Here is a 25,638-nt window from a genome sequence, read left to right on the forward strand (position 1 = left end):
TCAGATGTCCAATATGTATTGTAGTCCTACAAAAATTTTTGGAGAAATTTTTATTTTCCTCTTGCATTCTGTTCCAACCTGTGCTAATATAATCAAGCCGTCAGCGAGCAGGACAAATACAGTCCTCTCAATGACATGCGGCTGTAGCTCAGTTGGATAGAGTGTTTGACTACGAATCAAAAGGTCGGGGGTTCGAATCCCTTCAGCCGTACCAAAAAAGAAAGACACGACGTACGTCGTGTCTTTCTTTTTTACTCCAGCCTCCACGGGTGACCTCCACATTTCTGAATTTTAATACCTAGGGCTTGTTTGAAAAATGTCAACATGCCCAATCGACGGGCCTTTTGACCGCTGGACGGCGCAATTTTTCCTTGAAATCCGTCAGGATTCCTGCGAAAAAATTGCTTGCCAGCGGCCCAAAATTCCTCGCCGCTGGACACATCGCCAATTTTCAAACAAGCCCTAGGCAAGCTGAATTTGCCTTTTCCGTTTTTGTCCCCCGGACCTTCCATTTCCCGTTCCACCTCCGGTTGACAGGGCGGGCAAAGGATGTTACGATAAACTTGAAATTCTGGAAGGTGAACGGAAGATGTCGGGGGCACACCGCCATCTTCCTCTCTCTTTTCCAGCCGAAGTGTATAAAGGAGTGTGTGGATGTGGAAGTGAAGTCGGATATTGAAATCGCACAGGCCTGTGCGATAAAGCCCATTCGGGACATTGCAGCCGTGGCCGGTGTGGACGAGGAGTACCTGGAGTACTACGGAAAATACAAGGCCAAGATCGATCTGAAGCTGTTGGATGACCGGGCGGACCGCCCCGACGGAAAACTGATTCTGGTGACCGCCATCAATCCAACCCCGGCGGGCGAAGGCAAGACCACCACCACGGTGGGGCTGGCGGACGGCATGCGCCGCCTGGGCAAGAATACGGTTGTCGCCCTGCGGGAACCCTCTCTGGGGCCTGTCTTCGGCGTCAAGGGGGGCGCGGCTGGCGGCGGCTACGCCCAAGTTATCCCTATGGAGGACATCAACCTCCACTTTACCGGCGACTTCCATGCTATCGGCGCAGCCAATAACCTTTTGGCCGCCATGCTGGACAACCACATTCAGCAGGGCAATACTCTGGACATCGACGTGCGGCGTATCACCTGGAAGCGCTGCGTGGACATGAACGACCGTCAGCTGCGCAACATCGTGTGCGGCCTGGGCGGCAAGGTCAACGGTGTTCCCCGGGAGGACGGTTTCGACATCACCGTGGCCTCGGAGATCATGGCCGTCCTTTGCCTGGCCGACAGCCTCACCGACCTGAAGGCTCGGCTGGGCCGGATGGTGGTGGCCTACAGCCGCTCCGGCGCCCCCGTAACCGCCCACGATCTCAGGGCCGAGGGAGCTATGGCCGCCCTGCTCAAGGACGCCATCAAGCCCAACCTGGTGCAGACACTGGAGGGCACCCCCGCCTTCATCCACGGCGGCCCCTTTGCCAACATCGCCCACGGCTGCAACTCCGTCATGGCCACCCGGGTGGCCCTCAAGATGGGCGACTATGTAATCACCGAGGCCGGCTTCGGCGCTGATCTGGGTGCGGAGAAGTTCCTCGACATCAAGTGCCGTCTGGCCCAGCTCCACCCCGACGCGGTGGTGGTGGTGGCTACTGTCCGCGCCCTCAAGCACCACGGGGGCTGCCCCAAGGCCGAGCTGGGGAGTGAAAACCTGGCCGCCCTGGAGGCCGGCCTTCCCAACTTGCTCCAGCACGTGGCAAATATCACCGAGGTTTACGGCCTGCCCTGTGTGGTGGCCGTCAACCGTTTCCCCACCGACACCGAGGCGGAGCTGGAGCTGGTGGAGAACCGGTGCCGCGCACTGGGGGTGAACGTAGCCCTCTCCGAGGTGTGGGCCAAGGGCGGCGAGGGCGGCGTTGCCCTGGCCGAGGAGGTCATCCGCCTCTGCGATGCGCCCAACCACTTCACCTTCTCCTACGAGCTGGACGCCTCCATTGAGGACAAGCTGGCCGCTATCGTAACGAAGGTCTATCACGGCGACGGCGTGGTGCTCACCCCCACCGCCCAAAAGCAGGCGGCGGAGCTCACTGAGCTGGGCTTTGGCTCCCTGCCCATCTGCATGGCCAAGACTCAGTACTCCTTCTCTGATAACGCCGCCCTGCTGGGCGCGCCCAGGGGCTTCACCATCACGGTACGCAATATTAAGGTATCCGCCGGCGCCGGGTTCCTGGTCGCCCTCACCGGCGACATCATGACCATGCCCGGCCTGCCCAAAGTGCCTGCGGCCGAAAAGGTGGACGTAGACGAGAACGGCAGAATCTCCGGCCTGTTTTGAGCCCATTGAAACGGCAGATAGGCGGCCGTAGGCCACCTATCTGAATCATGAAGGAGGGATTGCGAATGAATACCGCGGAACAGAGCTGCGGCGCGTTTCTGGACGCACTGGCCTCCAAGGCCCCCGTCCCCGGCGGCGGAGGGGCTTCCGCCTTGGCGGGCGCCCTGGGCGCGGCCCTGTGTACCATGGTTGGCAACTACACCGTGGGCAAGCAAAAATACGCCGCAGTGGAGGAGGATGTCAAGGCCCTGATGGCGCGGGCGGAGGACCTCCGTGCCCGTTTGCTGGGCCTGGTGGATACCGACGCCGCCGCATTTGAGCCCCTCTCGCGGGCCTACGCCATCCCGAAGGAGGACCCGAGCCGGGGTGAGGTGATGGAGCGTTGTCTGCGAGACGCCGCCGCCGCACCCATGGAGATCCTCCGGCTTTGCTGTGAGGCAATTGACCTTCACAGTGAGATGCTGGACAAGGGAAGCGTGATGGTGCTCTCCGATGTGGGAACCGGGGCTGTTCTATGCTGGGGTGCCCTCTATGGGGCATGGCTCAACGTGAAGGTGAATACCAAGAGCATGGCCGACCGGCCGTATGCGGAGGCCATGAATGACGAAGCTGACGGCCTTGTGGAGCAGTACTGGAAGCGCGCCGAACAGATCTATGAGTCGGTGATGGGGAGGTACACCTGATGGCAGAGCTTTGGAAGGGGGCGCCAGTGGCCGCCGCGCTCACCGAACGCCTGTGCGGACAGGCGGAGAGGCTGCGGGCCCGCGGCATTTCTCCCACCCTGGCCATCGTCCGGGTGGGAGAGCGGTCGGAGGATCTCTCCTACGAGCGTGGGGCCTGCAAGCGCTGTGAAATGATCGGAATTTCTGTAAAGCATTTTATCCTGCCAGTCAATTGCACCCAGGAGGAACTGCTGACGGTCATCCGCCGGATCAACGAGGACGGGGCCATTCACGGCTGCCTCCTTTTCCGTCCTCTGCCCAGACACTTGGACGAGGCGGCGGTGTGTGCCGCCCTCTCCCCCGTCAAGGATGTGGATGGCATCACCAGCGGTTCCCTGGCCAGTGTATTCTCCGGTGACGGGCAGGGTTATCCCCCCTGCACCGCTCAGGCCTGCCTGGAACTGCTAGACTACTATGGTTTTGAGCCTACCGGCAGGCGCGCCGTGGTGGTGGGGCGCAGTCTGGTCATCGGAAGGCCGGCAGCTATGCTGCTGCTGAACCGGAACGCCACCGTCACCCTCTGCCACACCCGCACCGCCGATTTGGCGGCCGAATGCCGTCGGGCAGAGCTGCTGATCGCCGCCGCTGGAAGGGCCGGGATTATCGGTGCCAACTGCCTCTCCCCCGGCCAAGTGGTCATCGACGTGGGTATCAATGTGGACGCCGCCGGCCATTTGGTGGGTGACGTGGATTTCGCTGCGGCCGAAGCCGTGGTGGGTGCCGTTACCCCCGTCCCCGGAGGCGTGGGGGCCGTGACCACCTCCGTGCTGGCCCGCCACGTGCTCGATGCCGCCGCAAAGTCCGCGGACATTTCCCTGTAGTGCAGGCGGCCGCCGGCGGAGCGCCGGGCTGTACTCTATCAAACAGAAAGCCGTGATCGTACCGCATGGATGAAACCGACCAGAACCGTCTGACCGAAGGCAGTGTGCCCCGGAAGATGCTGGCCTTCGCCCTGCCTATTTTCCTCAGTAACCTGTTTCAGCAGCTCTACAACGCCGTAGACTCCCTGATTGTTGGCAATTTCATCGGCAGCACCGCTCTGGCGGCGGTGGGCTCCTCCGCCAGCATGATTATGCTGCTGGTAGGGTTTATTAACGGAGTCTCCCTGGGTGCCGGGGTGGTTATTGCCCGCTTTTACGGCGCCGATGACCGGGAAAATCTCTCCCGCGCCCTCCACACCACCGTAGCGCTGGGCATCGCGGCCGGGCTTGTGCTCACCGTGGTGGGCGTTCTGCTGACCCCCCAGATTCTGCGCTGGATGGGCACACCCGGCGATGTCATCGGAAATTCCATTGCGTATTTTCGAGTGTACTTTCTAGGCTCCAGCGCCGTAGTGCTCTACAATATGTGCGCCAGCATCCTCCAGTCTGTGGGGGACAGCCGCAGTCCCATGAAGTATCTGATTTTCGCCTCCCTCACCAACGTGGTATTGGATCTGTTGTTCGTGGCCGTCTTCCGCTGGGGCGTGGCCAGCGCGGCTCTGGCCACCATCCTCAGCCAGACCCTCAGCGCCCTCCTGGCTTTCCGCAAGCTCACCCACACCGGGCACAGCTACCGCCTGTCCTGGCGGCAGGTACGCTTTCACGGCGATATGCTTCGGCAGGTCGTCTATCTGGGTATTCCCTCCGGCGTTCAGAACTCGGTCATCTCCCTGGCCAACGTCATCGTCCAGGCCAACATCAACGCCTTCGGCTCGGCGGCCATGGCGGGCTGCGGTGCCTACAGCAAAATCGAGGGCTTTGCCTTTTTGCCGGTCTCCTGCTTTTCCATGGCCCTGGCCACCTTTGTAAGCCAGAACATCGGGGCGCGGCGCTATGACCGGGTCCGCTCCGGCATCCGGTTCGGGCTGCTGTGCAGTCCCCTGCTGGCCGAGGCCATCGGGCTGGGCATCTTCGTCCTCTCTCCCCTGCTGGTTGCCGCCTTCAACAGCAGCCCGGAGGTCATCGCCTACGGCGTGGCCGACGCCCGGACCGTCAGCCTGTTCTACTTCCTCCTGGCCTTCTCCCACTGCTGTGCAGGCATTCTCCGGGGGACCGGGCGGCCAATCATCCCCATGGCTATCATGCTGGCCACCTGGTGCGCCCTGCGCATCGCCTACATCACCGCCGTCACCCATTTCATTCCCGATATTCGGGTGATCTACTGGGCCTATCCGCTGACCTGGTTCCTGGGCGGCCTGCTGTTTGCCGTCTGCCTTCTCCGGCTCCGTTTCCCCTCAGATGCCGCACTGGAAACGTACAAATAAAATAGAGCTGGTATCCGGAATGGATACCAGCTCTTTTGTTTACTTGTTCACTGCTTTCTGCTTTTTCATGCTGCGGTTCCAGATCATAATACCCACAATACCGATGAGCATAATGATACCGACGGCAAGGAAGTAATACTTATAGCCCGCTTCGGTAAATGTATCCAGGATGATACCGGCAGTCGCGGGGCAGACCACCTCGGGCAGATAGCCGATGGTACAGATCACGCCCACGGCGGTGCCGGAGACCTCCATGGGAATACCGCCGTCATCCATCAGGGAGAACACGATGCCGTAGTTGCAGTACATACCCACATATACCAGGGCGCACAGGGCCACAAAGACGGGCACGCTCATCTTGGGGAACAGGGCGATGGCAAACGTACCGACCGCCATGATGGCAAAGGCGATGGTCATGATCCTGGGCCGGCCCAGACGGTCTGCCAGGACGCCGCCGCCCACAGAGGCAAAGGGACGGATGTAGTCCGCCATAATCGTTACAATGGTGCCGCCCACCATGGCCACGCCCAGAGTAGAGGTGGCGTAGGGGTTGAAGTAGGCATAGGACATGTTCATGACATAGGTGCAGCACAGGATCAGGCAGAGGATCCACACCTGGGGCAGCTTCATCACGGTCAGAACCTGCTTGAAGTTGAAGCGCTCGGACTTGTCAGAGGTCTCAGGATCCTTAAAGAAGAGGAGCACTAGGATGCCCAGCACAATCACAACGACAGAGTAGAAGATGATGCCTCCCTTGAGGCCGGCGGCGCTGCCACGCTTGCTGGTGATGGCGGTGATGATGGCCAGAGCGATAGCGAGATGGGCCGCGTTGGTCACGCCGCGTCCAGCCTCCATGAAGCCGTAGGCCTTTCCCTGCTCCTCAGAGGAGGCCAGACTACGAATACCCTTGACCAATGCGGGCCAGAACGCAAAGAGCGCTGTAAAACCCCACACCAGGTAAATCACCAGGAGCATGGAATAGTTGGTGGCGAACAGGTGGCAGAATCCAGCCACCCCGGTCAGGATCAGTGAGATGGAGATCAGCTTCTTGGGAGAGATAAAGTCGGCTACGACACCGCCGAACAGATAGGAAATCATGCCGAATACGCCAAAGATGGAGCCCAGTGAGCCCATCTGGGTGTTGGTCAGGTTATACGCCTGGAGATACGCGTCATAGTAATAGGTCCTGAAATAAGGCAGTCCGTAGATCAGGGAGCCGGCCACTGCCAGAATGATCAGCCGCCACATGTTCCCCCTCAACTTGGATACAACTTTCTCAGCCATCGTTCTCTTTACCTCCTAATGTTTTTACACTGTCCTCTTCTTTCTAAGTCAAGCATCCATCCCATGGAGCTCCTCCAGGGCATACACACACAGCTCCATGGCGGCCTGCAGACAGTCCTCGTCAAAGTCAAATTCGGGGTTGTGAACGGGGCCGGTGGTATCCGCACCAATGCCCACATAGGAGCCAATTCCTCCGTTCTGCTGTACCTTGGTCAACATTACGGCGGCGTCATCCGTACCGCCGACATTGCCCTCAAAATATACTGTCTGGAACCAGGGCACCTTTTGGGCCGCCCGCTGGACAACCTCCATCATGGCATAGTCGCTGGCGCCTGCGGGCACCTCTCCGTAATCCACATAGTGATACTTGAGGTCGTAGGCCTTTGCAGTGCCCTCCAGAATATCGAAGATCCGCTGGCCCGCGTATTCGGAGATCGCGGGCTTCTGCCCCCGGTACTCAATGCGCATCATGGCGTCCGGCGCAATGGTATTGGCACACACACCGGCGTGGATCTCGCCCACATTCACCCGGCACAGGCCCTCCTCGTGGGGGGCGATGCTGTGGATGTTTAATGCGGCGGAGCAGGCGGCCAGCAGGGCGTTCTTTCCCTCTTGGGAGGCCCCGCAGGGGTGGGCGGCCTTTCCCTCCAGATAGACATCCAACTGCCGGTCGCTGAGGAAATCCTGGCACCCGCAGGCTACGGTATGGGAGGGCAGAGGCTTGTTCTCCGCGCTCAGGGCGATATGTACCGCGATAAAGTTCATCACGTCGTCCAGGTGCCCCTTATCCACGATGGACTGGGCGCCATAGAACGTCTCCTCGGCAGGCTGGAAGAAGAGCTTGATCTTTCCCTTCAGCTCCCCCTTCCGTTTCATCAGCTCTGCGGCGATGCCCAAGCCGATAGCCGTGTGTCCGTCATGGCCGCAGGCGTGTACTGACTGGGGGTTGCAGGAGAGATAGCCCTCGTCACAGGGGCGGTATCCCGGCCTCTGAGGTTCGTCGTAGGGCAGGCAGTCCATCTCAAACCGCATCGCGGAGACAGGCCCCTCCCTTCCGGTGTCCAGCACCGCCATCACGCCGGGCCAGCCCTGGGTCCGCTTCACAAATGCCGGATCGGCTCCCTGCCGGACGGCTCGCTCCATCTCCTGACGGATCTGCTCCTCGCTCAGCCGCTCAGGCTCCCCCACGCTTCCGGGCTCGATCACGTCCGGTCCCATGGCCACATCATACCCCATCCCGGTCAGTATCTCGGCCACCCGGGCGCTGGTTCGAAATTCCCGCCAGCCGTTTTCTGGGTATTTATGGAACTCTCTCCGGTACTCTGTTAACTGGTTCATGCTATCCCTCCACAGGTTTATTCCACGCTGTGTTCCAGCGCTTCACTCAAAATTTGGACACCTCGTTCAATGTCGGCATCGCTGATATTGGAAAAGCACAGCCGAACATGACCGCCGCCCTCATAGCCCTTCGGGTAAAACAGGAAGCCGGGCATAATTAACAGCCCGCGGCTCTCCGCCTCGTGATACAGCCTGCGTTCATTGATGCGTTCTTCGAGATCACACCAGAGAAGCAGCCCACCCCGGGGCTTGGTATAGGTAATCCCCTTGTCCGCAATCCCGTCCAGACATTGGCAAAGGAGATCCCGCTTGTGCGCATAGTGCTTCACCAAGTGTCCGATATGGGTTTGATAATATCCGCGCTCGATATACTCATTAAGAATATATTGCCCTAGGCTGCTTACAAAGGTCTCGTCCACAACAATGAGCCGTTCCAGCGTTTCGATCAGGTCGGTAGGCCCCACAATATACCCCGTCTTAATCCCATAAGGAAAGGTCAGCGTGAAGGAGTCGATATAGATCACCGACCGGTACCGATCCTGAGCGTACAGGCTGGGAAGCCGGTTTCCTTCGTATCGAAAATCCCGCTGGGAGTCCTCTTCGATGATGGGAATACAATACCTTCCCGCCAGCTCCAGCAGCTTTTTCCGTTTCTCCAGGGACATCACAATGCCCGTAGGATTGTGATAGTTTGGCATGGTATAGATGAATTTCGGTGCGTATTTTCGGATCGCTGTCTCCAACTTGGCCAGATCCATCCCGTCCGGCTCCATCGGCACTGTTACGAGGTTGATCCCCTTGTTGCGGAAAATGCTGGCGTTGTCGGGTACCACCGGCTCCTCTGCTATCACGTAGTCCCCCTCTTCCAGATAGAGTGTCATGATATGGCTCAGTGCCTGATTGGTCTCGGCAACCAACTGAATATTCTTTGGGCTGACGTACATGTTCTCCTGAAAAAGTACAGAACAGATGTTTTTCTTCATCCGTTCGGCCTCGTTTCGCGGCTCCCGGGACATGTTCTGCAGAATCTTCTCTACGCCCTCTCTGGGATAAGCCGCATCATCCATGATGATCCCGCCCATCGAGATGCATTCCTCCCGCTCCGACCGGCTGAAGATGTCCAGAAACAGCTTCTCCTTGTCCGTAAAATGATAGCGAATCATTTTCTCCAGCGGGAAAAAGCGCTTGAATGGCACTCCGTCGTCGGCAATCTCCTTGACAAAGTAACCCTTCGGCCGCTTCGAGGAGACGATCAGATATCCCTCGTCAACCAGCTCTCCATATGCCTTGATGACGGTATTCCGATGTATATCCAGCTCTCCGGCCAGCTTTCGCTCTGCCGGCATCTTGTAGCCAGGGCTGAGCTCCCCCGATAAAATCAAATTCTGAATGGCGCATTTTATTTGGAGATAGATGGGGGTCTGGCTGCTGCGATTGATCCTGATGTTCATCCTTCTCCCACCTGCCGCCCAGCCCCTCTCTTTTGTGAAAAGTGTCTTGTGCACTCTCCAAGTATGTCTAACAATTTGTGAGAATTATATCAGTATCTTTCCTCAAGCAAAAGTACCATATTTATTTTTTGGTATAGTCCAAATCTTTTGCTGTATACCAAAATACCCCCAGAGATAAAATTGATTCAAAATTGTACATAATAATACCCTTTAAAGTTTCTGTCCCAGAACATGGTATCCGGGGTGTGTCATAATTACTGGTACCCACATCAGCGGATTGAACACAAAAAGAAAGACACGACTTTCGTCGTGTCTTTCTTTTCTGGTGGAGGCGGGGGGAGTCGAACCCCCGTCCGAAAACGCTTCCTCGGGAACCTCTCCGGGCGCAGACGGTCATTTACATTCCCTTACCCCGGCGTAGGCCGTCAAACTACAGGGCTTGGTAGCTTCATTGTTCATGGTGCGCTCAAAGCTTTGCGCACACACGTGCACCACTAAACGACGCCCCGTTCCGGCTCGTGGTCCTTCCGGACGGGACGGTCACGGCTTAAGCCGCGACAAGCTCAACGTTATCGTTGTTCTTTAATTTATAAGCTGCCCATTTTAAGGATGATAGGCGCATCCGCCCGCTATTCCCGCCTCTACGTCCCCGTCGAAACCAGTACGCCCCCGGCTCGTCGCAAAGTCCGCTTTCTTCCGGACACCCGCCAAAGGCGGACATCCGTCAGGCCGCTCCCTTGCTCCTCACCTTCCCGGTGAACCCGCTGACGCTGGGCTTCACCGGGAGAGATGAGGTTGCAGGACATTTCTGCGTGGAATTGAGTCGTTGAGCTCTCCTGAAAATCAGCACTTGGCCGGGGCGGGGTAGTCCACGCCGAAGGTCTCCACGGTGACGGACTTCATCCGCTGCTCCTGCTTGGGCTTATCCATCCGGTCCCGGTCTGCGTTCACGATGGTATCGGCCACGTCCATGCCCTCGATCACCTTGCCGAAGGCGGCATACTCGCCGTCCAGATGGGGGGCCTTCTCCACCATGATAAAGAACTGGCTACCGGCGGAGTTGGGATTCATGGCGCGGGCCATGGAGAGTACACCCCGGTCGTGCTTGAGGCTGTTCTGCACCCCGTTGTGGCTGAACTCACCGCGGATGGAATAGCCGGGGCCGCCCATGCCGTTGCCATTGGGGCAGCCGCCCTGGATCATGAAACCAGGGATTACCCGGTGGAAGATCAGGCCGTTATAAAAGCCGGACTGCACCAGGTTGATGAAGTTGTTGACCGTGTTGGGCGCCACCTCCGGGTAGAGTTCAGCGACCATTTTGCCGCCGTTCTCCATCTCAAAGGTGACAATGGGATTTTGAGCCATTGGATTCCTTCCTTTCCCAGGGGGATGCCCCCCTCTTTGACATCAATAACCGCCGGTGCGGCGGGATTTCATAGTGCGGTCCATTTCCCTCTTGGCGTCCTTGGCCGCGGCGGAGGCCCGCTTGTCGTAGAGCTTCTTGCCTTTGGCCAACCCCACCTCCAGCTTGACCTTGGGACCGCGGAAGTAGAGACACAGAGGCACCAGCGCGTATCCATCCTGCTTTACCTTGGCGAAGAGGCGGAGGATCTCCCGCTTGTGCATCAGCAGCCGGCGAGAGCGCAAGGGATCCTTGTTGAAGATGTTCCCTTTCTCATAGGGGCTGATGTGCATGCCGTGAACGTGCATCTGCCCGTCTTTCACGATACAGAAGGAGTCCTTGAGGTTGACATGGCCCTGGCGGATGGACTTGACCTCGGTGCCCGCCAGCTCGATGCCCGCCTCGTACTTATCCTCAATAAAGTAATCGTGGTAAGCCTTGCTGTTCTTTGCAACCACCTTGATTCCCTTGCCGTCCATGTCCTCACCCCCGGCCTGCGTTCCGGCTGTATATGCCTAGGTTTTTATTATACCACGCTTGTCAATAGGTCAGACGGGAAAGTAGGAGAGCAGCGCGGTGAGGGCGTCCTGATCCCACACGGGGCGGCCGTGCTCGGCCAGCCGGGCTTCCAGATGGGGGCGTGCGGTCTCACAGCGGCCGAACTCCGACAGCCGCGCAATGGCCTGCTCCTCCCCCGCTCCCAGCGAGAGCCACCAGCGGTCCTCCCACCAGAGCAGCGCCGCATCCGGCCGCGGTGCGGGCAGATCCCGGGCCGCGGCCACCACAGGCTCCAGCTCGTCAAAAGAAAACCAGGCCCGCTCCGGCGCGCGGACATGGGCAAACACCAGAACGCCGCAGGCATCCGGGTAGGCCTCGATCTCGATGGAGCCCTCCAGAGTGATCCCCGCCTCGTGGAAGGCGGTCTGTGTAATGGCCAGCGCCCGTTCCAGAGTCAGCCCTGCCGGGGTGAGACCGTGCTCCTTCAAGTCCGCAGGTGTGATGTACAGCGCCACGCTGGCGCTTCCGATTGGCTGGATCGTCATAACGGGCCTCCTTTTGCAAAAATCAATCCGACCGTTGATGGTATTATACCGGATGGCCGTGGACTTTGGATAGCTGTAATGATTGGGGGGATTGGCAAAGGGGCGGAATCTATGATATAATGTGGTTTAATCTGGATGCCGCAGTGCAAAGGCTGTGCAAAGAAAGGGATATGCCGGATGGAACTGATGGAAAAGACAGTGGAGAGCCGCGTGCTCTTTGAGGGAAAGATCATCACGGTGCGGCTGGACAAGGCGGAACTGCCCAACGGCCGCGTGGCCTCCCGGGAAGTGGTGGAGCACCCCGGCGGGGTGGCTATTCTGCCCCTGTTTGACGACGGCACGGTGAGCCTGGTCCGCCAGTTTCGCTACCCCTTCCAGGAGGTGGTGGCCGAACTGCCCGCAGGGAAGTTGGAGCGGGGCGAGGACCACCGTCTGGCCGCCCTGCGTGAGCTGGAGGAGGAGGTGGGCGCCTCCTGCGGGAGGCTGACCTACCTGGGGTGTCTCTACTCCTCCCCCGGCTTTTCCTCGGAGGTGCTTCACATGTATCTCGCCCAAGAGCTGACTGAGGGAGCCTGTCATCCGGACGAGGACGAGTTCCTCTCCGTGGAGCGCATCCCCTTCTCCGCCCTGGTGGAGCAGGTACGGCAGGGGGAGATCAAGGACGCCAAAACTGTGGCGCTGGTGCTGAAGGCCAAGCTGTTGCTGGGACTGTGAGTGTGTGGAGGAATTGCCATGAACAAGCGTATCCTGATCGTGGAGGACGAGAAAAACATCGTCGATATTCTCAGCTTCAATCTGTCCAAGGAGGGCTATGAGACGCTGGAGGCCTACGACGGCGAGGCGGGCCTCCAGTTGGCCCTGGAGCAAAACCCGGATCTGATTCTCCTGGATCTCATGCTGCCCAAGATGAATGGTTTTGACGTATGCCGCAGCCTGCGCAGGGAAAACCGGAGCACACCGGTCATCATGCTTACCGCCCGTGAGGAGGAGACCGACAAGGTCCTGGGGCTGGAGCTGGGGGCCGATGACTATATCACGAAGCCCTTCTCCATGCGGGAGCTGCTGGCCCGGGTAAAGGCCAATATTCGCCGCAACGAGATGGTGGCCGCCGCCGGCGCGGCCGCTCCCCTGGGGGGCCAGCGTATTGAGCATGGCCGTATCGTCATCGATGTCGACCTGATGATCGCCTACAAGGATGATCACCCCCTGGAGCTGACACAGCGGGAATATGAGCTGCTGAAATTTCTGGCCTCCCAGCCCGGAAAGGTCTTTTCCCGGGAGGCTCTGATGGAACACGTCTGGAACTATGAGGGTTATGTAGGCGATGTGCGCGCCGTCGATGTAGCCGTGCGCCGCCTGCGCGAAAAGGTGGAGGACAATCCCGCAGTCCCGCAGTTTATCGTCACTCGGAGGGGACTGGGCTATTACTTCAACGCATAAAACTCCAGCAAGGCAAGCCGCAGGTTGAATTCGCTTTACCTGAAATCTTACATCCCTATGGAGTCTCCGTGCGGCCTGGCGTGCAGGGAACGGACGACTCCGCAGCGCTGTAGTTCATCATAACCGGGAGGCCATCGGGTACTGCTTCAACGCTTCGGCTCAGGACGCCGTTGCATCTCTTGGAAGAATTGGGAGGGGGTGTCTCCATGTTTCGAAGCCTGCACATGAAGCTCATGCTCATCATGACGCTGCTGATTATCTCCCTGATGACAGTGGTAGGTGCATTTCTGATCAATTCGGTTGCCAATTACTACACGCAGGACTTCTATACCCAGATGTCCGAGGCCTTTGGCGACCCGGACTTCTGGAAGGACCTGGAGACTCCCATTGAGGGTGAGGAGGACGCCGCATCCAGCATCGCCCACATTCTGGATACCAACAGCACCCTCGGCATTGACAACCGCAGCCGGAAATACTACGTACTGGACGGTACCGACGGCCACTGGCTGGCAGGCTCCGACGATAAGGAGTCCGGACAGGCGATGCCCAATGATTCCCGCAACCTGATGCGGGTGCTGGCGGGTGAGGATGCCAGCGACGATAACTCCCCCGCCGCCGCCTATATGGACGTAGCCGTGGCAGTACAGCGGGGCGAGGGCCGCTACATCGTCTATGTGCAGGACAACGGCGCCAATGTGTCCGCCCTCAACAGCGAGCTGATCATGCTGATCGTAGAGGCGTTGATCTTCGGCCTTATCATCTCCGTGCTTCTCTCCTTCCTGCTGTCCAAGACGCTGATCACCCCCATTGAGCGGCTGACCGAGGGCGCTGAACGGGTGGCGGACGGCGACTTTTCCCACAAAATCGAGGTGGCCTCCCGGGACGAGATCGGCGTGCTCACCGGCACCTTCAATGACATGGCCCAGCAGCTCAAGCGCACCCTGGAAGAAGTGGAGAACGAGCGCACCAAGCTGGGCACTCTCTTTCTGCATATGACCGACGGTGTGGTGGCCTTCTCCCGGGACGGCTCGGTTATCCAGTCCAACCCCGCCGCCGAGGAGATGCTGGGCCGATCCATTCCCATTGGCGGCAGCGAGAACTACGATACACTCTTCTCCGACATTGCTCCCCTCCAGGGGGTGCTGGCCGTGGAGCAGCCCGGCTACCTGGACGGTGAGCGGGATGTGGGCGGCCGCAGCCTGGAGCTTCTGCTCACTCCCTTTGACCAGGAGCGTCTGGGCGGCGTTCTTGTCGTCATTCACGACGTAACCGAGCAGCGCAAGACCGAGGAGCTCCGCCGGGAGTTTGTGGCCAACGTGTCCCACGAGCTGCGCACTCCCCTGACCAACATCCGCTCCTATGCGGAGACGCTGGCGGACAACGCAGGAGAGCTCCCTCCCAACACGGAAAAGAACTTCCTGGGTGTTATTCTCAACGAATCCGACCGTATGACCCACATTGTGCAGGATCTGCTCACCCTCTCCCGCTTTGACTCCGGCCGGGCCGAGCTGAAGTTGGCCCCCTTCCCTTTCGGACAGGCGGTGCAGGATGTCTACAACGCCAACCTGATGGAGGCCCAGCGCCACGGCCACGCCATGGAGCTGGACATCACGGAAGAGCTGCCCGAGATTACCGGGGACCGTGAGCGGATCGTTCAGGTGATGATGAATGTGGTATCCAACTCCATCAAATACACCCCCGATGGCGGCCGCATCCGTATCTCCGCCGGCCGCCAGGACCGGCGGGTGTGGATGGAAGTGGCCGACAACGGCATCGGCATCCCCAAAGAGGACCGGGGCCGCATCTTCGAGCGGTTCTACCGGGTGGATAAGGCCCGCTCCCGCGAGTCGGGCGGCACAGGACTGGGGCTCTCCATTGCCAAGGAGATCATAGACCGCCATGAGGGCACCATCGAGTTGGTGGACCGCTCCGGTCCCGGTCTGACGGTACGAATCACCCTGCTGGTGGAGGGCCCGCACCATGGAAGGGAATAAGCGCGTGCGCCGCCGCAGACGAAACACCGTGGAGCGGCTTAAAAACCTGCTGATCCTGCTGCTCACCCTCTCCGCCGTGGTGCTCACGGTCCGGGTGCTGATGTTCAACGGGCTGGTGGATAAGGGCCCCCGGGGCTGGCTGGATCATCTTCTCTCACTTTTAAATCCAGGACAGAGCGTTCCGGCGGACGCCCCCGAGGCGACCGGACAGGCCGGAGCCGCCGCCCAGCCCGTGCGTATTGCTGTCTGCGATGGGGTGGACCGCTTTGCGGTTCAGTATGACCCAGCCCAAGCCGACCGCCTGTTCAGTTCGGTAGGCATCCTGCTCAGCGAGGCTCTCTCCAGCGCCGCCTCTCCCCATACAGTTCCGGAGTCAGCCTGGCGGGACGCCCTACAGGCCCCGGGCGTGTGGTTCGACTTCCTGGGAGAGCTCCCGTTGGAGGCCCTATACGCCTGGATGGGCGAGGGCGGCAGCAACCCCTCCCTTACTGCTACAGCCCGCCAGTTGGCCGTGGCCCAGGATCTAGATGGTGGGGTCTCTCTGTACTATCATAATGAATCAGATGGCCTGTATTATGCCTGTGAAACGGAGGTCGCCTACACCGGCCATATGGACGAGCTGGTTTCCGGCCATGGGAGCAACGGTGCATTTTTTGTCTTTGAGTTGGAGGCAGACCGGGGCTATGCCGGGCTGGACCCCTATGTACTGCTCACCTCCGCCACGCCGAGCCCCCTGGTGTACCACTCCGCCAACCCCCTCTCCTCCCCGGACGAGGCCACCATATCGGCCCTTCAGGCCGCTGTTTCCTTCCAGACACAGAGCGATGCCCTGTACGAAATCCCTGGCGGCCTGCGCCTCCGGGTAGGACGGGAAACTCTGGAGATCGGCAATGACGGCACCGTGTCCTACCACACCTCAGAGGATGCGGCCTCCCGCTATCCCATCGGAACCACAGATGGCTATACGGTGTCGGAGCTAGTGGAAACCACCCGGCGGCTGGCCGCAGATACTGTGGGCGCCTCCTGCGGCGCTGCCCAACTCTACCTGATGGATATCACAGAAGGGGCCGACGGCACCACAGAGGTCTGCTATGGCTACAGCCTGAGCGGAGCGGCCGTTCTCCTTCCAGAGGACGGCTGCGCCGCCCGGTTCACGGTGCGGAACGGACAGATCATAGACTATACCCTGCGCTTCCGCCGCTATGAGGAGACTGCGGAGCACAGCCTGCTTCTTCCCGAGCGGCAGGCCGCCGCCGCGCTGGAGGCCCTGTCTCCCGAGGGAAGGGAGTTAGTGGTCTTTTATACGGATAATGGCGGTGACACTGTGGAGGCCGGCTGGGCCGCCAGATAGGAATGATGCCCTGTGGAATGGTCCAAATTAAAAAACATCATCCTGCTTCTGCTGGTATCCGTCAATGCCTTCCTCCTGATTCTGGTGGGTGTGCAGGAGAGCCGTGCCGCCCGCTATGAGGAGGATACGCGCCAGGCGGCCGTGCGCGTTCTGGAGCAGAGCGGCATCACCTTCGGCCCGGAGCGGGTCCCCCAGGAGGCCGGACTCTCCCCTCTGACCGTCACCCGTGACCGGGAAAGCGAGGCCATCGTGGCGCAGACTCTGCTGGGCGATGTCTCCCGCGAGGGGGAAAACGATGTCCGGCATCGGTATTCCAGTGTACAGGGCACCGCTGAATTCTCCATGAACGGCACCTTCTCAGTGCGTTTTCAACCTGGTGCCTGGGCCAAGGAACATGAGCGCTCCTACGAGGATGCCTCCCAGTCATGCCTGGAGCGAATCGATTTCCAGGGCACTCTCATCTCCTCCGAGTCCGGTGAGCGCCCGGGGCAAACGGTACTGACCTACTACCAGAACTGGGAGGGTACCCCCCTTTTTTCCTGTCAGGTCACCCTGCTCTGGCAGGATGACACACTGCTCCGCATGGAGGGCCAGCGCCTGTCCGGCACCGTAACCTCGTCCAGCGAGGAAGAGACCCTCTCTGCCGCCACAGTCCTGGTCCGTTTTCTGGCCGGTGTGACAGAGGGTGGCTTTGTGTGCAGCCGCATTGACGAAATGAACGCGGGCTATCTGATTGTCAGCGGCACCACGCGGCCTGTCGAGCTCACACCGGTCTGGCGCATCACCACAGACAGCGGCGCCTATTATGTGGACGCCATAACAGGAGAGCTCTCCCCCACCGAAGATTGACAAATGCCCCCTCCTACCATTTGTGTCCGACTTGGACACATCCAGCTTATCCAGGCTGGTGCCGACCTGGTTCCATACCTGGATGAGCACCACCTCATCCCCGCTGTAGAGGCGACGGAGCGAATCCGGCGTGATTCCTTTCCGCAAGCTCAGTCAGCAAGCGCGGTACTTGCGGAATTTTGGACTTGATTGCTACCCGCAATAAGGGAATGGGCGCCGGGCTGCAATAATTTCATGCCGTACCTCAAATTTTGTATCGTATTTTTACCTCTGCCCGTGGCACCCTAGTGGTGAGGTGATACTATGGCAAAGCAAGGTATGTCCCGCCCCGAGCGGACGCACACCCAGCCCCACAACGACGCCCCGCCCGTCCCCGAGCTCCAGGGCAAGGCGAAGCACACCAAGAAAAAGGCCAATCCCATTGTGGCAGGCACCTCCGGCCCCACAATGCTGGTTTACCACGAGCGTCCGATTCCCGTTGACGCATACCCCGAGCTGGACACTGATCTGGCGCGGGATAACCTGGAGAATGACCTCCCTGCTGCTGATCTGGAAGATCTATAGTCCTGAGCCGCCCCTTTCATGGGGCGGCTTTTTGTGGACCATTTCGAACTACTCAACCGTTGCGGTCATAGGATACTCTACCGTATTTGGGAGAGGAGGTTCTACTGTGGAACCAGATAAGTCCGTAACCATGTACGCCACGGTATGCAGATCCTGCGCCTCACAGCTTCTTGTGTGCGACCATTGCACCAATCAAGCTGTCGTTGTGCACGCCGGTAACGCTCTCTGTTTTTGCCCTGGCTGTCAAGTATGCATCCACTACAACGGAGTAATGACGCATAGCATCCCCCCGCAGATCAGCGCCACCTGTATTCACGCCATGGGATAATGATTCCCTCGGCCTACAGGATGCTCGCTTAGACGCTGGACTTCTCGTCCTTGCCGGGTACTCCCACGGCTCCTATTCGGCATTCCAACAATACATGCCGCCCGCGTGGGACACGGAATGTTCCGACCGGAAATGCAAGAAGCAGCTTCTAAACAGTTGAAAAAGCTTCGCCTATACATCCCTCAGGCTCCTGTGGTAAACCTTACTTGTAAGTTAAGGAGGACTGGCAGATCACCTTGTATAAGTGCGCCCCTATCCGGATACTACATACAGATTTACTGGTTAAAAAGCAGGATATATTATGGTATCAAAGCTGTGATTGATTTTTGTACTCACTCGCTGAAATCACGGGGCATGCGCCGGATTGCTGGCCGTCTGTTCGTCGGACTTTGATCCGCGTTGTGCACGTTGTAATGTTTGTACGCCGGCAATGGGCTTATTGCGCCCTGATCTACTGGTTATGTAAAGACGAATTATTTTAATCATCATAATTAGAATGATAGTAAAAAGTGCAGCTATATGGCTGTGTTGTTTTATGCTATGCTAATTCCGTTATCAGGTGGCATTTCTCACCCGTGGATTTATTCCAACTCCCTGGAGACTTGACAGAGATAAAAACAGACCGGCCTTCATTTGGAATATTCACCCATCAGGTCCGAAAACAAGCACGAATTGTTTTCGGGCCTTTTTCTGTCCAAAAGGATAACACAAACCTGGCGCAGAGGAGCGCTCCCCATACCGGTTTCACCAGTATACCAGTGTATCTTTCCGTCCTGCTGCCGGGGGCGGACCACGGACGCCGGCAGTATCATCTGCCCCTCACCCAAGGACGCGCGGCCGCTGTGGGAGCCCGGCTGGCCTCCATCCTCTCATTCCAGTCACCTCAATGCGTTTACCGCTCCCGGTGCTGACTGTGATGGCAGTTTCCCGCGGAAATCTGCCAGAAACAGTCGGCCCGCGCCGTTGGGTGCACTGCGTCCTTTTTTGATTTTGAAAAGCAAGAGCGGTCGGCCGGTTTCACTGAATCCCATCCTGGAGCCACGCCTCCGGTATCATCTCGAGCAGACGCTACAGGGATGCAAGCTCCTTATCCCGGACAGTGTGCCCACCCATCAGGACATCACGGTCCTCCAGGCTTTTCGTTCCTACGCCCAAGAGCCGGACTCCACTCGCTCAATGGCCTCCCACGGCCTCCGACACACCTACGCGGGCGAATGGTACGAAGCCAACATCTCACTATGCGGCCCAAAAGGCCGTGGCCGGGTTCCTCGGCCATGGGCGGGACGATGTGACCAACCTCTATTTTATGTCCCGCCCAAGACAGACCGTGAAGCGGCAGGAAATGATTTTGTCGTCCCTCTTATTTTCTCTAATGTTTTCCATTTGATACACCCTTAGGCTATCCAACATGAACGCCGGAAGCAGGGTCACGCCGCTCCTATCTCCAAGGGCGCTCCAATGCCTGACACGGAGCCCCACCATGACAATCCCTTTGACACCGATTTGCAAGTCCTCCATTCAAAGGACTTTTTCGCACGCATGAAAAGCACGGTTAAACCCGTGACGCCGATGATAACGCCGTGGTCGGTGTCCACCGTCTGGCGGCCCAAGTAGTGGGCCCCCCGGGGCCTGCCGGGGCGGTTCAGATGGCCGTCCTCCGGGTCAGTGTGGCACACACGCTTTCTGGTGTGGCAGCTATCCTTTTTGAGCTGTTTGGTTCGTTTGGAACGGTGTTTTCCGGTCCACTGGGCCGGTTCCTCCAGCCCCTCCTCCCCGTAGGTGTCCAGACGGTCTCAATAATTCCCTGGGCTCTCCTGGAGCTCCATCAGCTCCTCCGAGGCACGGGAGGCATTGGCCTTCACATAAGTCGGTACCCACCAGCCGACCGGTCACAGGGCCGTTTGGGACACACTGGCGTACTATTTCCTCAAACAGCCGCCGGAAGCTCTTGCCGAAGGAGGGCTTCCTCCACCGCAGCTGGGAGACGGGACTGTGGTCCGGCACCCGGTCCAGGAGGTCCAGCCCAAGTACGTCCGAATTGGGGACTTTGTCAGCGGCTTCATCGTGGCCAGAAGTGCCAGAGGGTTTGGGGGCACCCCAACAAGCATTTTTGCGGTGCAAAAACGTCAAGTATCTATACACTTGCCTTGCTTGATACTAACGTGCACCCCACAAACCTGCGGAAATGCAAAAAATCGAATTATCTTCCTATCCTTGATGTATTCAAGGATTTTGCTGCAATAGTAGTTGACGATTCCCCCAATCACAATAGAAATCTGAGGAAAATCTTAATATTTTCTCATGTAAGGCTCAACAATTATAATATCCCTTTCTATTACAATATGTGGAGGACGATGCAAAGGAGGAGCGAAGTATCATGCCGGACAAAATACTAGTCGTCGATGATGAGGTCGAGATTGCGGATTTGATTGAAGTATATCTGAACAACGAAAATTATAGCGTGTTTAAATTCTATTCTGCAAAAGAAGCCCTCGAGTGTATCAACACAACAAACCTTGACCTTGCGATCCTGGACGTCATGCTACCGGATATAGATGGATATACGCTATGCCAGAAAATCAGAACAAGACACACATATCCAATTATTATGCTGACAGCCAAAGACGGAGAAACGGATAAAATCAACGGTCTGACACTTGGTGCAGACGACTATATGACAAAACCTTTTCGTCCGCTTGAATTAGTTGCAAGGGTGAAATCTCAGCTGCGGCGGTACAAAAAATACAATCCCGCGCAAGCTGAAGCGGAGGCCGGTGATGTCATGACCCACGCCGGTTTGGAGATGAATGTAAAAGCACACCAGTGTTTGTTGGATGGAAAATCACTTACGCTGACGCCTACTGAATTTTCGATCTTACAGATCCTTTTAGAAAGCAAGGGAACGGTTGTCAGCGCCGAGGAGCTTTTTTACAGGATTTGGGCGGATGAATATTACAGTAAAACGAACAACACAATCACGTCCCACATTCGCCATTTAAGAGAAAAACTGAATGATACGATGGATAATCCAAAATATATCAGAACGATATGGGGGGTCGGTTATAAAATTGAAGATTAAGTTCAGCAACGATTATGCTACATTTCGGGCTAAAATCACGCGTCGTTTTTGCGGTAACGCTTTGTTATCGATCCTTATCGTAATTGTTCTTTATGTGTTGCTGTGGAGACGGCGAGGAGGAAACCTAATTGCATACTTTTTGATGCATTTTTTTGGAGTAGACCGTGAAACTGCGAACATGATCTATTTCTACTATTTTCGAAGTTACAGGGAAGTGTTCTTCGCAGCGGCAATTACATTCGTCTTTGCGTTTTTGCTCCTGCGCCTATTCCGATGGATGACCAAATACTTCAAGGAGATCGATCAGGGAATTGACGCTCTGCAGGTGGACGATTCAAAGGCGATCCGCCTATCACCAGAAATGCTGCCATTTGAGAGTAAATTAAATGCTGTAAAGCAGACACTGGAGCGACAAAAGGCGGAAACGGCCCTTGCGGAACAGCGGAAAAATGAGTTGGTAATGTATCTGGCCCATGATATTCGTACCCCACTCACATCCGTTATCGGCTACTTGAGCCTTTTGCACGAAGATCCGGATATGCCAGCCCCTCAGCGTGTGAAGCATGTACGTATTACATTGGAAAAAGCGTACCGGCTGGAAAAGATGATCAATGAATTCTTTGAAATCACTAGGTACAATTCACAGCAAATCAAGCTAATAAAAGAGTCGATAGACCTCTCCTATATGCTGATACAATTATCCGATGAGTTGTCTCCGGTCTTTTCTCAGCGCGGGCTCTCAATTAAACTGGAAATTGATGAAGATTTAACAGTTTGTGCGGATGCGGATCAGTTGGCCCGTGTATTCAGCAATATATTAAAAAATGCGGCGGCATACAGCTATCTGAATACAGAAATCAGAATCTCTACCGAGAAAGTGAGAGGACATGTCTTCGTCATTTTTCAAAACAAGGGGAATACAATCCCGGCTGAGAAGTTGTCCTCCCTCTTTGATAAGTTCTACCGCTTGGATGAATCCCGCGCCTCTGATACAGGCGGCACGGGGCTTGGGCTGGCAATTGCAAAGGAAATCATTCTTTTACATGGCGGTACGATCCATGCATCGAGCGAAAATGACACGGTCACATTTACGGTTCAACTGCCTGCGGCAGATTCAGAAAACATCTATCCTTCCTCAAGTTTTTCTCAAGAAACAAACAACTGAATATTCAAACTTGCCACGCTCCTGTTCAGTACAATGATAACTGTCAGGAGCGTGGTTTATTTTGCATTTTAGAAAAGGAGCATACCTATGAAAGAAACATTCGGCCAAAAAACCAGGCGGAGTCACAAACGCAACCAGCGGGTAGTGATGTTTTGGTGCGCATTTGTTTTTGCATTTGTCATCGCAGGAGTCTGGCTTTTTAGAGGAACCTTATTTCAGAATGATAGCGGCGCATCTTCCTCGGGCACCAATCAATCCCGGCATGATGCGTGCGGGACGGCAGACAGTAGGCAAAAAAGTACAGATGTTACCCAGGCGCCGATGGATCATGAAGTCTGGCAGAAACTGCAAGACTTGGTGAGCCAGGATCAGCGGGTTCAGCAGGTCATAGATAACTGCGAAATCTATCCCGAGGATATTTTGAAAATGCTGTCCAGAAACCTGGATATGCTGAATTTTGTTTTAGAGTATCCAGAGAAAGTAGGGCAGGTTTTTGCTGAAACTGTCGGAGAGGTTGAAGTTGGAGAAGTTCCGCTTCTTCTGCAATACGATCAACGCTGGGGTTACGGCGACTATGGCAACAGCTCCGTTGCCGTCAGTGGATGCGGGCCAGCCTGCTTATCCATGGTGATTACCAGCTTAACGGGCGATGACACCATTACGCCGTATGTAGTGGCCCAATACGCCAGTGAGCAGGGATACTATGTTCCCGGCGCTGGGACTGCCTGGACACTTATGAGCGAAGGAGCGAAGCACTTCGGAGTAATCGGGGAGGAACTGCCCTTGACAAAATCGATTATGGAGGGTGTCTTGAAGGAAGGCCGCCCCATCATTTGCAGTATGCGGCCCGGAGATTTTACAACAACCGGACATTTTATTGTGATTACCGGCATAAAGGACGGACAGTTTACAGTCAATGATCCCAACAGTACGGAGCGGAGCAATATGCTGTGGGATTATGATACTTTGAAACCGCAAATCAGCAATCTATGGGCATTTCAAGCCTTATAAAATGGTCCAAACTGTGCCCCGCCAGAAAGCGCGGAGAGTAAGGAGGCAACGTACCAGAATACTTATTTCAATTTACGTATTATATAGGAGGAATCTTTCCCATGGATTTTTACGCCAACGAAGGAAAGTCCGTTACCATTCAAGCTAACGGCAAGACGTATGCCCGCCATGCGATTACAACACATTTTGTCCAGGTAGGAGAGAATTATATCGACCTCCTGGAGAGATATGTCATACCAGTCTACCAACCGGGAGATATTCTTTCCGCCAGCGAAAAAGTCATTGCCCTATGCCAAGGGCGGGTGGTTACTGAGGAACAGGTCAAGCCAGGCTTCTGGGCCAAGCTTCTTTCACGCTTTGTCCATCAGACGGCGGCTGGGCCCGGGATGGGCCTGCCTGTTAAAATGCAGTTTGCCATCAACTTTTGCGGCTTGGGAAAGGTCCTCAAGGCGGCTGTCTGCGCCGGCCTTAATAAGCTCCGCGGCATCCACGGTACTTTTTACGATATGCTGGACGATGAGGTGAGGGGACTAGACGGCTTTTGGGGGAGGGACATCCCGGAGTATGCGCATATTGGGATTCGTATTCCCAGTAAGCCGGATAAGGTCTGTGATGAGGTATATCTCAAAACCGGAATTGTGATGATGGTCGTGGATGCCAACGATTTGACTGTCGAACTTCTGGGAAAAAGTGAACAGCTCCAGAATTGGCCCGACTCTCAGCTTTTGGCTCTGATTGTAGATAATCCCGCAGGCCAAGACCGCCAGCTTACCCCCTTCATCCTAATCCGAGAGATTTCGTAAAGGTCTGCATGACAGCTAAAATTCACAGGGGGATTCTATTTAGCCTGATGACAGCTATGTAAAAAATACGTCAAAAGTTATCTGCCCAGCGGCAGGAAAGAAAAAACCGCCGCTGGGCACATATTCCCTCATGCTCGGATTTCTTGTACTAACGGCGGTTTAGCAATAAGCTGCCGTTTACTTATGCGCAGGATACGGCGGATTATAGGAGGATACTGCCATGTTGTTACCATGCAGCAAGCTGACTAATGGTTATTCGTCAAAGAAAGTCCGGCCCTATTAGGGGGCCATTCCGCGGTCAACTGCGAAAATGGTCGTTTTCTGCCGGTATCCCTGTCTAGCCTTGTAGCAGAAATCTGCCAGTGTCCGAAAGAAAATCATGTTATATCTGTCCGCATGGTCTTGCGCCGTGCGGACGTTGTTATACCAGACTACCTCTGGCCATCGCGGCCAGAGGTGGGGGCGGCTGGCCTGGGCGCCGCTCCCCGCCATCCTCCATTTCGATCTGCCAGTCCGTCAACTGCTGAACACCGAAATAAAGACTAAAAATGAAAACTATCATTCTAAACAATTACTATCCCCATTTGACCGAGCGCGTCATTCTGGAGGCATCAGACGAAATTACCGTGACTCTTTCATTGGTGGCCGCCTGTGTGACAGCTACAAGCGCCACAAGCAGGATCATGGCGAGCGTTCCATGGACACTGATCACGGCTTTGAGGCCGACATGCCCTACCCGCCGCTGTCCCCGGAGCAGCCTCTAGAGACCGGTGAAGATCGGGACCCCCTCCATGCAGCCATCGTCCAACTCCCGCCTGTCCAGGCCCGGCGCGTTCATGCTTATTACATTCTCAGCGTCAGTAAAAAAATTGCCAGGGTCGAGGGCGTGGGGATCAGCAGGGTCTGCTAAATTTAAAATAGTTTGAAAAATTCTCTGCAAGAGAGGACCTTTGCCCTAAAATCCGCCTAATAGATAAGAGGGTCCCCCTCCCACTGACAACTGAATACACAGTATTTCGGATACAACCCCCGCGTGAATAGCGATAAAAGGCGCACCGCCAGGACAGCCAGCTTCGGGAGGTAATGGACAGCTGGCCGGGCGATTCACGCAAGCCTTAACTAGGGCACGGGAGTTCCCCTCCATGAATCGGAAGCCCTGGCCCGTGTCCTGCTCCCGGAAATTCAAGCCTTTTCGAGAGCGAGGATAAGGTACAATAATTTTCGCAAATTGAAAAG

At 56.6% G+C, this 25,638-nt stretch carries 20 protein-coding genes, 1 tRNA gene, 1 other RNA gene and 2 pseudogenes; 16 read left to right on the forward strand and 8 right to left on the reverse strand.

Going from position 1 to position 25,638, the window contains the following annotated elements:
• Positions 1-137: 137 nt before the first annotated feature.
• A tRNA-Arg gene (locus tag HMPREF0372_RS17045) sits at positions 138-214 on the forward strand.
• 37 nt (positions 215-251) lie between these two features.
• Here HMPREF0372_RS17045 and HMPREF0372_RS17050 read toward each other — a convergent pair.
• On the reverse strand, positions 252-512 hold the full coding sequence (locus tag HMPREF0372_RS17050) for a hypothetical protein (protein ID WP_035299130.1): 261 nt from the start codon (positions 510-512) through the stop codon (positions 252-254).
• Between the two features lie 144 nt (positions 513-656).
• Here HMPREF0372_RS17050 and HMPREF0372_RS17055 point away from each other — a divergent pair, with 144 nt between their 5' ends.
• The 4 genes from HMPREF0372_RS17055 (at position 657) to HMPREF0372_RS17070 (ending at position 5,300) form a co-directional block, all read left to right on the forward strand.
• Positions 657-2,333 carry a formate--tetrahydrofolate ligase gene (locus tag HMPREF0372_RS17055; protein WP_207635687.1) on the forward strand — a complete coding sequence of 559 codons (1,677 nt, stop codon included), beginning with the start codon at positions 657-659 and terminating at the stop codon, positions 2,331-2,333.
• Between the two features lie 65 nt (positions 2,334-2,398).
• Entirely contained in the window at positions 2,399-3,016 is a 618-nt protein-coding gene (locus tag HMPREF0372_RS17060; RefSeq protein ID WP_009256795.1) for a cyclodeaminase/cyclohydrolase family protein, read from the forward strand.
• Positions 3,016-3,876: a bifunctional 5,10-methylenetetrahydrofolate dehydrogenase/5,10-methenyltetrahydrofolate cyclohydrolase gene (locus HMPREF0372_RS17065; RefSeq protein ID WP_007495237.1), complete on the forward strand. Its 861-nt coding sequence runs from the start codon at positions 3,016-3,018 to the stop codon at positions 3,874-3,876. The genes HMPREF0372_RS17060 and HMPREF0372_RS17065 overlap by 1 nt, the downstream gene beginning before the upstream one ends.
• Before the next feature lie 65 nt (positions 3,877-3,941).
• Positions 3,942-5,300, forward strand: a complete 1,359-nt coding sequence (locus HMPREF0372_RS17070) for an MATE family efflux transporter (protein ID WP_007495240.1) — start codon at positions 3,942-3,944, stop codon at positions 5,298-5,300.
• A 39-nt stretch (positions 5,301-5,339) separates the two neighbouring features.
• Here the strand turns inward: HMPREF0372_RS17070 and HMPREF0372_RS17075 are convergent, their stop codons facing one another.
• From HMPREF0372_RS17075 to HMPREF0372_RS17100, 7 genes are all read right to left on the reverse strand, one after another.
• A complete protein-coding gene (locus tag HMPREF0372_RS17075; RefSeq protein WP_007495242.1) occupies positions 5,340-6,584 on the reverse strand; it encodes an MFS transporter in 1,245 nt (414 codons plus the stop codon).
• A gap of 48 nt (positions 6,585-6,632) precedes the next feature.
• A complete protein-coding gene (locus HMPREF0372_RS17080; RefSeq protein ID WP_007495244.1) occupies positions 6,633-7,922 on the reverse strand; it encodes an amidohydrolase in 1,290 nt (429 codons plus the stop codon).
• 17 nt (positions 7,923-7,939) lie between these two features.
• Positions 7,940-9,373, reverse strand: coding sequence for an aminotransferase-like domain-containing protein (locus HMPREF0372_RS17085; protein WP_007495246.1), 1,434 nt, complete (start codon positions 9,371-9,373; stop codon positions 7,940-7,942).
• A gap of 323 nt (positions 9,374-9,696) precedes the next feature.
• Positions 9,697-10,044: a transfer-messenger RNA gene (gene ssrA / locus HMPREF0372_RS19480) on the reverse strand.
• 172 nt (positions 10,045-10,216) lie between these two features.
• A complete protein-coding gene (locus tag HMPREF0372_RS17090) occupies positions 10,217-10,738 on the reverse strand; it encodes a peptidylprolyl isomerase (protein WP_007495250.1) in 522 nt (173 codons plus the stop codon).
• A gap of 42 nt (positions 10,739-10,780) precedes the next feature.
• Positions 10,781-11,254: an SsrA-binding protein SmpB gene (gene smpB, locus HMPREF0372_RS17095; RefSeq protein WP_007495252.1), complete on the reverse strand. Its 474-nt coding sequence runs from the start codon at positions 11,252-11,254 to the stop codon at positions 10,781-10,783.
• Between the two features lie 69 nt (positions 11,255-11,323).
• On the reverse strand, positions 11,324-11,818 hold the full coding sequence (locus tag HMPREF0372_RS17100; protein WP_007495254.1) for an adaptor protein MecA: 495 nt from the start codon (positions 11,816-11,818) through the stop codon (positions 11,324-11,326).
• Positions 11,819-11,995: 177 nt separating this feature from the next.
• On the opposite strand from HMPREF0372_RS17100, the gene HMPREF0372_RS17105 reads away from it, so the two are divergent.
• The 11 genes and pseudogenes from HMPREF0372_RS17105 (at position 11,996) to HMPREF0372_RS17155 (ending at position 24,402) form a co-directional block, all read left to right on the forward strand.
• Positions 11,996-12,532: an NUDIX domain-containing protein gene (locus tag HMPREF0372_RS17105; protein WP_007495256.1), complete on the forward strand. Its 537-nt coding sequence runs from the start codon at positions 11,996-11,998 to the stop codon at positions 12,530-12,532.
• 18 nt (positions 12,533-12,550) lie between these two features.
• The gene (locus HMPREF0372_RS17110; RefSeq protein WP_007495258.1) at positions 12,551-13,258 is read left to right on the forward strand and encodes a response regulator; all 708 of its coding nucleotides are present in this window, start codon (positions 12,551-12,553) and stop codon (positions 13,256-13,258) included.
• A 722-nt stretch (positions 13,259-13,980) separates the two neighbouring features.
• Positions 13,981-14,745: pseudogene (locus HMPREF0372_RS21395) on the forward strand (histidine kinase dimerization/phospho-acceptor domain-containing protein); the annotation flags it as partial.
• Positions 14,746-14,904: 159 nt separating this feature from the next.
• A pseudogene (locus HMPREF0372_RS21400) lies at positions 14,905-15,252 on the forward strand (sensor histidine kinase); the annotation flags it as partial.
• Positions 15,239-16,603 (forward strand): hypothetical protein, encoded by a 1,365-nt coding sequence (locus HMPREF0372_RS17120; RefSeq protein WP_007495261.1) that lies wholly within the window; start codon positions 15,239-15,241, stop codon positions 16,601-16,603. The pseudogene HMPREF0372_RS21400 and the gene HMPREF0372_RS17120, both read left to right, overlap by 14 nt.
• A gap of 12 nt (positions 16,604-16,615) precedes the next feature.
• A complete protein-coding gene (locus tag HMPREF0372_RS17125; protein WP_007495264.1) occupies positions 16,616-17,452 on the forward strand; it encodes a two-component system regulatory protein YycI in 837 nt (278 codons plus the stop codon).
• A gap of 303 nt (positions 17,453-17,755) precedes the next feature.
• Positions 17,756-18,016, forward strand: coding sequence for a hypothetical protein (locus HMPREF0372_RS17130; RefSeq protein ID WP_007495266.1), 261 nt, complete (start codon positions 17,756-17,758; stop codon positions 18,014-18,016).
• A 2,705-nt stretch (positions 18,017-20,721) separates the two neighbouring features.
• Entirely contained in the window at positions 20,722-21,423 is a 702-nt protein-coding gene (gene vanR / locus HMPREF0372_RS17140; RefSeq protein WP_009256776.1) for a VanR-ABDEGLN family response regulator transcription factor, read from the forward strand.
• The gene (locus HMPREF0372_RS17145) at positions 21,356-22,588 is read left to right on the forward strand and encodes a sensor histidine kinase (RefSeq protein ID WP_414016163.1); all 1,233 of its coding nucleotides are present in this window, start codon (positions 21,356-21,358) and stop codon (positions 22,586-22,588) included. The genes vanR and HMPREF0372_RS17145 overlap by 68 nt, the downstream gene beginning before the upstream one ends.
• Before the next feature lie 87 nt (positions 22,589-22,675).
• Positions 22,676-23,599: a C39 family peptidase gene (locus HMPREF0372_RS17150; RefSeq protein WP_140402450.1), complete on the forward strand. Its 924-nt coding sequence runs from the start codon at positions 22,676-22,678 to the stop codon at positions 23,597-23,599.
• 101 nt (positions 23,600-23,700) lie between these two features.
• The gene (locus HMPREF0372_RS17155) at positions 23,701-24,402 is read left to right on the forward strand and encodes a hypothetical protein (RefSeq protein WP_007495291.1); all 702 of its coding nucleotides are present in this window, start codon (positions 23,701-23,703) and stop codon (positions 24,400-24,402) included.
• Positions 24,403-25,638 lie beyond the last annotated feature (1,236 nt).

The sequence above is a fragment of the Flavonifractor plautii ATCC 29863 genome, from assembly GCF_000239295.1.
GTDB classification, from domain to species: Bacteria; Bacillota; Clostridia; order Oscillospirales; family Oscillospiraceae; genus Flavonifractor; species Flavonifractor plautii.

Coding starts and splice junctions, on each gene's coding strand:
- HMPREF0372_RS17050 (WP_035299130.1), bottom strand. CDS start 512: ATGGAAGGTCCGGGGGACAAAAACGGAAAAGGCAAATTCAGCTTGCCT.
- HMPREF0372_RS17060 (WP_009256795.1), top strand. CDS start 2,399: ATGAATACCGCGGAACAGAGCTGCGGCGCGTTTCTGGACGCACTGGCC.
- HMPREF0372_RS17065 (WP_007495237.1), top strand. CDS start 3,016: ATGGCAGAGCTTTGGAAGGGGGCGCCAGTGGCCGCCGCGCTCACCGAA.
- HMPREF0372_RS17070 (WP_007495240.1), top strand. CDS start 3,942: ATGGATGAAACCGACCAGAACCGTCTGACCGAAGGCAGTGTGCCCCGG.
- HMPREF0372_RS17075 (WP_007495242.1), bottom strand. CDS start 6,584: ATGGCTGAGAAAGTTGTATCCAAGTTGAGGGGGAACATGTGGCGGCTG.
- HMPREF0372_RS17080 (WP_007495244.1), bottom strand. CDS start 7,922: ATGAACCAGTTAACAGAGTACCGGAGAGAGTTCCATAAATACCCAGAA.
- HMPREF0372_RS17085 (WP_007495246.1), bottom strand. CDS start 9,373: ATGAACATCAGGATCAATCGCAGCAGCCAGACCCCCATCTATCTCCAA.
- HMPREF0372_RS17090 (WP_007495250.1), bottom strand. CDS start 10,738: ATGGCTCAAAATCCCATTGTCACCTTTGAGATGGAGAACGGCGGCAAA.
- smpB (WP_007495252.1), bottom strand. CDS start 11,254: ATGGACGGCAAGGGAATCAAGGTGGTTGCAAAGAACAGCAAGGCTTAC.
- HMPREF0372_RS17100 (WP_007495254.1), bottom strand. CDS start 11,818: ATGACGATCCAGCCAATCGGAAGCGCCAGCGTGGCGCTGTACATCACA.
- HMPREF0372_RS17105 (WP_007495256.1), top strand. CDS start 11,996: ATGGAACTGATGGAAAAGACAGTGGAGAGCCGCGTGCTCTTTGAGGGA.
- HMPREF0372_RS17110 (WP_007495258.1), top strand. CDS start 12,551: ATGAACAAGCGTATCCTGATCGTGGAGGACGAGAAAAACATCGTCGAT.
- HMPREF0372_RS17120 (WP_007495261.1), top strand. CDS start 15,239: ATGGAAGGGAATAAGCGCGTGCGCCGCCGCAGACGAAACACCGTGGAG.
- HMPREF0372_RS17130 (WP_007495266.1), top strand. CDS start 17,756: ATGGCAAAGCAAGGTATGTCCCGCCCCGAGCGGACGCACACCCAGCCC.
- vanR (WP_009256776.1), top strand. CDS start 20,722: ATGCCGGACAAAATACTAGTCGTCGATGATGAGGTCGAGATTGCGGAT.
- HMPREF0372_RS17145 (WP_414016163.1), top strand. CDS start 21,356: ATGATACGATGGATAATCCAAAATATATCAGAACGATATGGGGGGTCG.
- HMPREF0372_RS17150 (WP_140402450.1), top strand. CDS start 22,676: ATGAAAGAAACATTCGGCCAAAAAACCAGGCGGAGTCACAAACGCAAC.
- HMPREF0372_RS17155 (WP_007495291.1), top strand. CDS start 23,701: ATGGATTTTTACGCCAACGAAGGAAAGTCCGTTACCATTCAAGCTAAC.